Annotated in this window: 6 protein-coding genes; 4 read left to right on the top strand and 2 right to left on the bottom strand. The window is 44.6% G+C overall.

Translation table 11 applies throughout. From position 1 onward, the window contains the following. Window positions 1-215: 215 nt before the first annotated feature. The gene (locus RMO79_RS07835; protein ID WP_310482556.1) at window positions 216-668 is read left to right on the top strand and encodes an ester cyclase; all 453 of its coding nucleotides are present in this window, start codon (window positions 216-218) and stop codon (window positions 666-668) included. Window positions 669-862: 194 nt separating this feature from the next. Here the strand turns inward: RMO79_RS07835 and RMO79_RS07840 are convergent, their stop codons facing one another. Further along, the gene (locus tag RMO79_RS07840) at window positions 863-1,561 is read right to left on the bottom strand and encodes a DUF1287 domain-containing protein (protein ID WP_310482557.1); all 699 of its coding nucleotides are present in this window, start codon (window positions 1,559-1,561) and stop codon (window positions 863-865) included. 163 nt (window positions 1,562-1,724) lie between these two features. Here RMO79_RS07840 and RMO79_RS07845 point away from each other — a divergent pair, with 163 nt between their 5' ends. After that, entirely contained in the window at window positions 1,725-3,146 is a 1,422-nt protein-coding gene (locus tag RMO79_RS07845) for a hypothetical protein (RefSeq protein WP_310482558.1), read from the top strand. 92 nt (window positions 3,147-3,238) lie between these two features. On the opposite strand, the gene RMO79_RS07850 is transcribed toward RMO79_RS07845, so the two are convergent. Continuing rightward, entirely contained in the window at window positions 3,239-5,275 is a 2,037-nt protein-coding gene (locus RMO79_RS07850) for an ABC transporter ATP-binding protein/permease (RefSeq protein WP_310482559.1), read from the bottom strand. Between the two features lie 466 nt (window positions 5,276-5,741). Between RMO79_RS07850 and RMO79_RS07855 the strand changes: the two genes are divergently transcribed. Together RMO79_RS07855 and RMO79_RS07860 are read left to right on the top strand one after the other, a co-directional pair. Next, complete coding sequence (locus RMO79_RS07855; RefSeq protein ID WP_310482560.1) at window positions 5,742-6,545, top strand: peptidylprolyl isomerase; 804 nt, start codon at window positions 5,742-5,744, stop codon at window positions 6,543-6,545. 109 nt (window positions 6,546-6,654) lie between these two features. Beyond that, the coding region (locus RMO79_RS07860; RefSeq protein WP_310482561.1) for a peptidase domain-containing ABC transporter at window positions 6,655-9,431 on the top strand (2,777 nt) is incomplete at its 3' end.

The raw sequence follows: 9,431 nt of genomic DNA on the forward strand, positions 1-9,431 counted from the left end.
TATTAAAACGCCCAATTTTTGTCAAAGACGGTAAAGCGATCGCAGTTGGTTTTCGGGATGTTGTGGAAATTCAAAATTTAATTAAAACATCATGATTTAGTCCGATCGCATCTCCACATGCTAGAATTATCGATAATTACCAGATGAAAATGCTCTCCTAAACGAGAGCGATATGTCACCTAAAAAATCGACCTAGCAACCGAACCTGAAAATTAATGGCAAGTAACGAACAAATCGTTCTCGAATTATATGCAGCCTTCGATCGATCTGAATTCGACATAGTTCGATCGATGATGGCTGAAGACTTTACTACCGATTTAGTCGGAGTGCCAACACCACTCAATCGGGAAGCTTTTATTCAATTTGGGCAAGAATTTCTCAAGGCTTTTCCAGATACTTGTCATCAGTTCGATAAAGTAATTGCCACAGATAATCGAGTGGTGACGATCGGAAAATTTCGCGGTACGCATTTGGGTAACTTTCAAGGTTTACCCGCTACCGGGAAAGTGGTTGAGGTTGAAGTCGTACATCTGGATGAACTCAGCAATGGTAAAATTGTCTACCATTGGGGACAAGGCAACCAAGCCGGGATGATGAAGCAATTGGGAATTGTATTTATTCCAGGTATATCGTTAGCAATCGCGGCAATTCAACACAAATGGTCGTAAGTCAATCGCATTTCCATAAGTGTAACCCAAGTTGCTAGTTATGAGTTTTTAGTAAGATGGGTGTTAGGTTTTAGCTATTAGGTTTTATTCCATCGCTAATACCCAATACCTAGTACCTAATACCCAAATCTTTCACCTTGGTTATAACTAGCAACTTGCGTTAAGTGTCATAGACTGGCGAAAATCGCTCGACATTAAACCCTGGGTAAATAACGATAGCGACCGTTAATTTTCCAATTACGGGGGATTGTTTCGACTTTGGTGCCGCAGCAAGCATTATGCACCATTTGATAACCGTCATTAGTTTTAATATTAGTGACGATCGCGATATGTAAACCAATTTCACCCAGATCGTAAGTAACTAAATCTCCTGGTAAATATTCACCTGTAATTGGTAGTGTGGCACCGCGTCGATCGAAAAAAGTCATTAGGTTTGCGACTCTACGGTGGTCGATATTTTTATCCGGTTGTTTTAGTCCCCACAGCTTGGGATAAACGGCAAAATTGCGCCGCATATCTTCATGAACGGCTTGTTGTAAATCGATGCCAATCTGCCGATAGGCACGCACGATTACATCCGTACAAACTCCCGTACTGGCTGGCACATCGCCACCTGGATATTTGAGGGCAACATAGGCTGGATCGTAGGTTTTGGTAACAGTTGTTTGGGCGATTCCACCTGCTACTAACTTACGCGCAATCGGATTGGTAATTGTGGTGGTAGCTGGTTCGGAGCTAATAAATGGGCTGACACGATTGTCGGTTCGATCGCAACCACATCCCAATATTAGTAAGCAAAATATTAACAGCGGCCTAAGTTGCAATTTCATCTGCCAGAGGATAAGTTTCGATCGTTGGCGTTGGCGTAGCCTGCCGTAGGCACAGCCTGCCATAGGCACAGCCTACCGGAGGTAATCGCGGTTGACTTAATGACGCATTTAGCGCGAAATAGTGCGAAATATTGCACTGAGAACGCGATCGGCTATAATCTTTGTGGTTAGTCCAACCTGTAGGTTAGCGGCTGTCGATCGAATCTTCCTTATGGCTTACAGATCGGTGTCTACAAAACAAGCTCCCATCCTCAAACATTGGTTTAAGACTGGCTCTGTTGCTTTTATCGCAAGCTGCGGTTGTACGTTGCCATTTACTCAAAATCTCGCTCAGTCTGCACTCGTTGGCTTGGCGACGGTACCCGGTGTCGCTGTGAGTGCAATTGCCAGATCCCGCCAACGCAAACAGCAGATCCATCGCCAATTAGAGCGGGGAAAGGTGCGCTTGAATGAGTTACAGCAACGCGGCGCGATTCTAGATCGACAGTTGCAACTTAGGGACAAAGATCGACAGGCGATCGAATTAAAGGTATCTCAGTTACATAGTGTAGCGAATAGTTTGACCGCTCGGATCGATCGCGATCGCGTTCAACAACAGCAAGTAGAGCAACAATTATCATCGCTCGCAAACTACAGCGAGGAACAACAGGCTTTAGCTACAAAACTAGATCGCAACATCCAGGAAAAACAAGCTTGTCTGCTCGAAATAGATGCCCAAATCGATCGAGGTAAGTTAACAGTATTTCAACTACAAGCAGAGCAAATTAAGATCCAAAATTCTAACGATTCTCTAGATCGGCGGCTGCACCAACAAGCCAAAATCGAACTCCAGCAGATCCAGGCTGAAATCGCAAGACAGGCGATCGTCAAGCAAGAATTAGCTCTAAATATTCAGCAGATCCAAAGTCAACAGAGCCTAGAAAACAATGACTTAAATGAATCTGCCGATCGGGAACAGTTACTCATCCAAAACCTAGATTTAGCAATTAGCGAACGACTAAAAATTCAACAAGATCTTGAAACAGAAATCGAGCAGCTAGATCGAATTAGAGCAGACATTACTCCAGAATTAACCAGTCAACAACAGCGATTAGTTGAGACGCGATCGCAATTAAACGATACCGAAATAGAATTGCAAGTCAAACGATCGCAATTAGCAGATTTGGCCGCAGAAATTATCGATCGACATAATGATATCGAAATGTGCGATCGAGCTTTAAAAATGTCTCGATTAGAGTTGAGCAGCAAACAAGGAGAGTTAGATAATTTAGATCTCAAAGTTAGGGCTAAATTGCAATCGATTGACGAACCAGATCCTTGGATAGCCAAAGATTTCCAAACTATCGAACCCCAACCACCAACTATCGTTGGCGTAGCCTCTCAGAATGAGAATCGTCATCTCGATTCGATCGCTATCGAGGGCGCATGGCACGATAAATTCATTGACAATCCCCATCTAACTATTTTACAACACATTGAAAAACACGGCACGATTACCGAAGCCGAAGCGAGTAAAAAACTCGGCAACGCTCGATCGGTCAGACAATTTGCCAATAAACTAGAAGAGTACACCCAAGATCTCCCCTTTGCAATTCGCGTAGAATCTTCACCCAAAGGTAATCGCTACCTCAAAGAAATTCAGAACTAACAGCATTTCTAAGTCAATTGAAGTCTTCGATCGTACTTTAGAGTTTTTTGGTTTATGTGCATTTTGCCAAGCCGCAAAAGGTTAATTTTCGATTAACTAGCGAACTGATAATCTTTCGCCGCCAATAATTGCCAACCGCTATGATTTGCCGATCGCAAGTCTAACACCGTTTGATGATAGTCAATCAGACTAGGACGATGACCGACACTAATATAGGTGATATCTTGGCTTTGTAGTAGCTCGTAAAGCCGTCGCTCGTTAGTCACATCTAGGGCACTAGTAGCTTCATCGAGGATGACGTATTTCGGCTGGTTGAGGAGAATCCGCGCAAAAGCTAACCGCTGTTGCTCGCCTTGGGAGAGTAGAGCAGCCCAGTCTTTTTCAGCACCAAGTCCACCCATTCGTACCGATAAGTTTTCCAGGTTCACCGTTGTGAGTGCCAATTGAATTTCCTCATCGGTGACATTTTCCCGCAGGTTGGGGTATTTCAACTGTTCGCGCAAGGTACCCAGGAGCATGTAGGGCTGCTGAGGTAGGAATAGAGCCTGAGTATAGTCGGGACTTTCGATCGTACCCGTACCATTGCGCCATAGCCCTGCAATCGCCCGCAGTAGCGAACTTTTCCCACAGCCACTCGTACCCACTACCAGCAAAGATTGAGGTGGCGTTAACTCGAAGGAGAGATTTTGAAATAGAGTCTGCTCGGCATTGGGAGTATTGAGCGTCAGCCCATCTACTTTAAAATGAGTTGATGGGTAATTGACGATTCCACTACCGACAACATCTCTAGTTTCCCGTTGCCGAAAGCGTTCGTACAACATCCCCAACCGCTCGATACTCGCTGCAAATGAAGAAATACTCTGAATCCGCGTTGGGATAATTGACAGGGCACTCAGCACCATTTGGAAGGCAAATATACCCTGCCCGATCGTGCCAAAATCAACTTGTTTGGCAAAATATAAAGGTGCCACAATTAGGTAAGGTACCAACCGTGCAAAATAGTTATAAGCATACTGAAAAATATCTAACAGCGCGAGCCAGACGATCAATAGATCGTAGTTTCTAATCGCTCGACCTAACCGACCTTCAACTTGACTGAGTTCTAAATTTTCGCCTCGATAAAATGCAATCGATTCGGCATTGTCGCGGACGTGAACCATCCCATAGCGGAAATCACCTTCAAGTCGCAATTGATTGAAGTTGATTTTAATTAGTTTAGTCCCGATCCAAAGTGCCAGAATAGTGGCAATAGAAACATAGCCAAGTAATCCAATCGTAAGCTGAGTAGAAATACTATAGAGAATTCCGGTGAAGGCGACTAAATCTAAAATTGAATCAAGAATATCAAGAATCAGATCTAAGATAGTAGTCGTAAAAGAATTTACATCTTCAGTCATCCGTTGGTCTGGATTATCGATATCTGTATTAGCGGCATTCGAGTCTAGTTCATAGTAAGCTCGGTTGCTAAAATAATCCTTCAAAAAGGTATTCGTCAACCACTCTCGCCAGAACAGGGCTAGTTTTCGCCGCGTATAGCGATAACTAATTAAAATGGGAATTGCGATAACTAGAGTAATACCATACACCCAGAGAAACTCCCAAAATACTTGGGGATTCCTGCCATTGAGGGCATTATCGATAAATCGAAAGACATAGCTAATCAGCACATTTAGACTACTGACGATGAATGCCAGAAAAAGCAATAGTCCTAGTACTAGCCATTGCTTTTCTCGTCCTTTGAGCTTCCGTCGATAAGCATAGAAAATGCCACTACTGACGACGAGCAATACCAAAAATATGTAAGCAGGTAGATATGTCAGCAAATTTTGAAATATTTCGATCGAGCTTTTACCTAAACTAGACAAAAATTTGAGATAAATAATCTCATTTACTAACCCTGAGAAAAATTTGGGCGCGAATTGGAAGCCAATTAAGGCGAGACTGACAACAAAAAAGAACGTGAAAGCAACAACAAATACTAGTTGTGTTAAAATTAAGAATAGAAATTGAATCGAACTTCTCGGTCCTGGTGGGTAGAAGTAAGGTTGGGCAATTTCAACAAATCGCTGCCAAAGCTGGCGATCGAATCGAAATTTGAGTGGCAATTTAGACTGAGATACTGCGGTCATAGCAATTGAATCCAGATCGGGATGTAAAGGAATTGACGATAATCGAGGTCATCTACATTACTCACTTAATAAATATTAATATGTTTCGTAAAACATAAGTATTCTGGATCGATAGAGCCATCCCAAATGAAAAGCTTCGTGCCAGAGGGCAGGCAGATTGTATCTACGGCGGGCTATCGTTAACAAAGATTGCCAAACTTGCAATCGCTACGCCCCTATGGATTCGTTTTAATTATTTTTCTACCGCCGCAGACAGCACAAGTTTCGATTGGACTAGCAGAATGTGGGTTAAAAGACTTGGCTTGCGCCAATGCTACGCGAACGATATCAACATGAGTGAGAGCCGATAGTTAATTAATAATTAACTTAACCAGACGTTAATGCTCTAATAACCTGTGTCCGAGCAATTACTGAGATAATCTGTGCAGGGTGCTACTCAGTCAGCCTTCACACTAATAGTATCATCATGAAGATAAGTGCAAACTTACGAGATCCTGGCATTGTCGCTGTAACTGTTCCCGAAGTGCCGCCATTGGAAAGTCGATTGGACGATGAGCTAGATACACCCTTAAAAAGGTTGTGTAAAAATGCGATGTCTGGAGAAGAAGCGATCGCACTTTTACAAAAATTTTGGATGTTGCCGCAATTAAAACGAGAACTAATTCTCGATGCGGAACTGGCTGATGTTATTTGTAGTCAAGAAGAGGTTTTTGGCGCGTATAAGGCTTTTTACCAAAAGTACCAAATTAATTCCGATGACGATCGCACGGCATGGCTCACCCAAAATAATTGCACGCTAGAACAATTCGAGCATTCGATTCTCAGAACCCTCAAACTCGATCGGTTTAAACAACAAACTTTTGGTAATAAAGTCGAATCATATTTTTTACAACGTAAAAATCAGCTCGATCGGGCTGTTTATTCACTATTACGAGTTAAAGATGCCCATTTAGCTCAAGAGTTGTTTTTTCGGATTCAAGATAAAGAAGCCACTTTTACAGAATTAGTCAAACAATATTCAGGCGGACAAGAAGCCGAAAATGGCGGCACGATCGGCCCCCACGAATTATCAATCCCCCACCCCATGCTCGCCCAAAAACTTAGTTCGCTCAAACCCGGACAATTATCGCCCCCGATCGCCATTGCCGACTGGTTTGTCATCGTCAAACTCGAAAAATATCTCCCCGCTCAATTAGATAAAACCCTCAGATCGCGCCTAATCGAAGAACTCTACGATCGCTGGCTGCAAGCAAAAATTAGTCAAGTTTAAGAATTAGGCTTTAGGCTTTAGGTTTTAGGTTTTAGGCTTTTTTGGAACTGTATTCCCCACACTTCTTACTTCTTACTTCTTACTTCTTACTTCTTACTTCTTACTTGTTATGACTTACACCCCAGTAAAACCAGAAGTTTTTTTATCACAAATCGAGCCGTTTAATCGATTATCAACTAGTACACAATTAAAACTGGCTAAAATCGGGCAATACTATCGCTATCATGTCGGACAACCGATCGCGTTGCGCGACAGGTTATCGGCACAGGTTAATATCGTGGTAGAAGGTACCGTGCGCCTGTTGGGATACCCATCCGAACATACAGCTCCCGTCACCCTAGAGCGACTAGAAACTGGCGGCACGATCGGTGCAATCGGGATGATTCGCGGCGTTCCTTGCGAGGCGGCGATCGCCTCTACAGAAGCAATATGTCTGACGATTCCCGCCGAATCATTCATGCAATTGGTTGCCAAAGAACCGATATTGAGAGAGTATTTTTACGATCGACCCAGCCAGATTGAAATCTTTGAAATTCTAAGAATCGAACTAGAAAGACATCCCAATCAAGAGCAATTATTGGAATTATTAGGAGTCGATTCGATTAAAGAATTAGCAACAGCAGCCACCGATACCGCCGTAGTTTATAACTCGCGATCTGAGATTCCCCCTGCACTGAGAAACTGGGATTGGTTCGTCGCCAGCCAAGAACTAGCCGGATCTGGGAGTAATCCCGATCGCCTGGTAACAATTGGAGATCGGATCGATCTCGATGCCTTCCCAGCAAAACAAAAACTTCGTCTGATTGGCATTTCGCCGAAAATTCTCAGGTTTTCACCACAAGCAGATACCGAACGAATTATCGATATTCAAGATGCCGAAATCGTCTCCAATGCTTCGGCGTTAACGATCGCACAACCAAACGAAATTCCCTACGCACCCGATCTCCCGCTGACTTTCAACGCACCAAAATCTAAATCTGTCCCCAAATATCAGATCGTGCGGGGTAAAGGACAGATCGATGGTAGCGTTGCCTGTTTTGAAATGCTGGCAAACCAGTTTAAAATGCCCTTCCGGCGCGATTCCGTGCGAAAGGTCGTCGCACATCATGTCGAGCAAACCGGAGGGGTTTCCCTGCAATTTTGCGGGGCTGTGGCAGACTTTTTAGGGCTTCAGGGTCAACTTGCCGCTATCCCGATCGCCGATGTCCAGCGGATTCAGGTACCCGCACTGATTAAATGGCAAGATCGACTGGCGGTAGTCTGTGCTGTTTCCCATAACTCTGTGACGCTTGCGCTCCCCGATAGCGGATTGGTGCAACGATCGCCCCAAGAATTGTTACTCGATCGCAGTACCGACGATGCCCCTGCTAACGATCTGATTCAGATTTTACTAGTTCAAGCGACTCAATATACTCCAGAGCAAAAGTTTGGCATTAGTTGGTTTTGGCCGTCGTTGGTGCAGTATAAAGGCGTGTTAATCGAGGTATTAATTGCGTCGTTTTTTATTCAATTATTCGGACTGGCAAACCCACTAATTACGCAGACAATTATCGATCGCGTCTTGATGCAAAATAGTGCGACTGCGCTGAATGTATTTGGGGTGCTATTAATCGGCGTAGCTATCGGCGAAGCCTTATTAACCAGTCTGAGAACTTATTTATTTGTCGATACCACCAATCGGATCGATTTAGCTTTAGGTTCGCAAATTATCGATCGCCTGCTGCGGTTACCATTACGGTACTTTGAAAAGCGATCGGTCGGCGAACTCTCCACCCGCGTCAACGAGCTAGAAAATATCCGGCAATTTCTGACTGGTACCGCCTTAACCGTCGTGTTAGATTCGGTATTTTCGGTAATTTATATCGTCGTGATGTTGATTTATAGCTGGCTATTAACGCTAGTCGCCCTCGCAACGCTCCCGCTGTGCGTGTTAATTACCACCGCTGTATCCCCGATCGCCCGCAAACAATTACGCGCCAAAGCCGAACGCAACGCCCGATCTCAATCGCACCTAGTCGAAGTAATTGCTGGCATTCAAACCGTTAAAGCCCAAAATGTCGAACTGCGATCGCGCTGGAAATGGCAAGAACGCTACACTCAGTACGTGATGGCAGGGTTCCAAACCGTCATTACCTTCACCACCGCCAATTCTGCCACCACCTTTCTCAACCAGATCTCTAGTTTATTAGTGCTGTGGGTGGGTGCTTATTTAGTCCTAGACGGCAAACTCACCCTCGGACAGCTCATCGCCTTCCGAATCATTTCTGGGTACGTTACCAGCCCCTTATTGCGGCTCACACAACTGTGGCAAAATTTCCAAGAAACCGCACTTTCCCTCGAACGGATCGCCGATATTCTCGATACGCCGATGGAATCTACCGATATCGATCGAGGCAATATTCCCATGCCCACGATTCGCGGTAATGTTAAATTCGATAACGTCTCCTTCCGGTTTGCACCCACAGGCGCACTCAATCTCGATGGTGTCAGCTTAGAATTTACCGCTGGTAAATTTATCGGCATCGTCGGTCAAAGTGGCTCCGGTAAGAGTACCTTAATGAAACTATTACCCCGACTGTATCCGCTCGAATCGGGACGCATCTTAGTCGATGATTACGATATTTCCAAAGTCGAACTGTATTCACTCCGCCAGCAAATCGGCATCGTCCCCCAAGATACCCTGTTATTTGAAGGCAGCGTCCAAGAAAATATCGCCCTCAATTATCCCGACGCGACTACCGACCAAATTATCGCCGCCGCTAAAATCGCCCACGCTCACGACTTTATCATGGAGCTGCCCAATGGGTACAACTCCCCCGTCGGCGAACGCGGATCGGGCTTATCCGGCGGACAACGCCAACGAGTGGCGATCGCCCGAACGATCCT

The organism is Chamaesiphon sp. VAR_48_metabat_403 (assembly GCF_031422475.1).
In the GTDB taxonomy this organism is placed as follows: domain Bacteria; phylum Cyanobacteriota; class Cyanobacteriia; order Cyanobacteriales; family Chamaesiphonaceae; genus Chamaesiphon.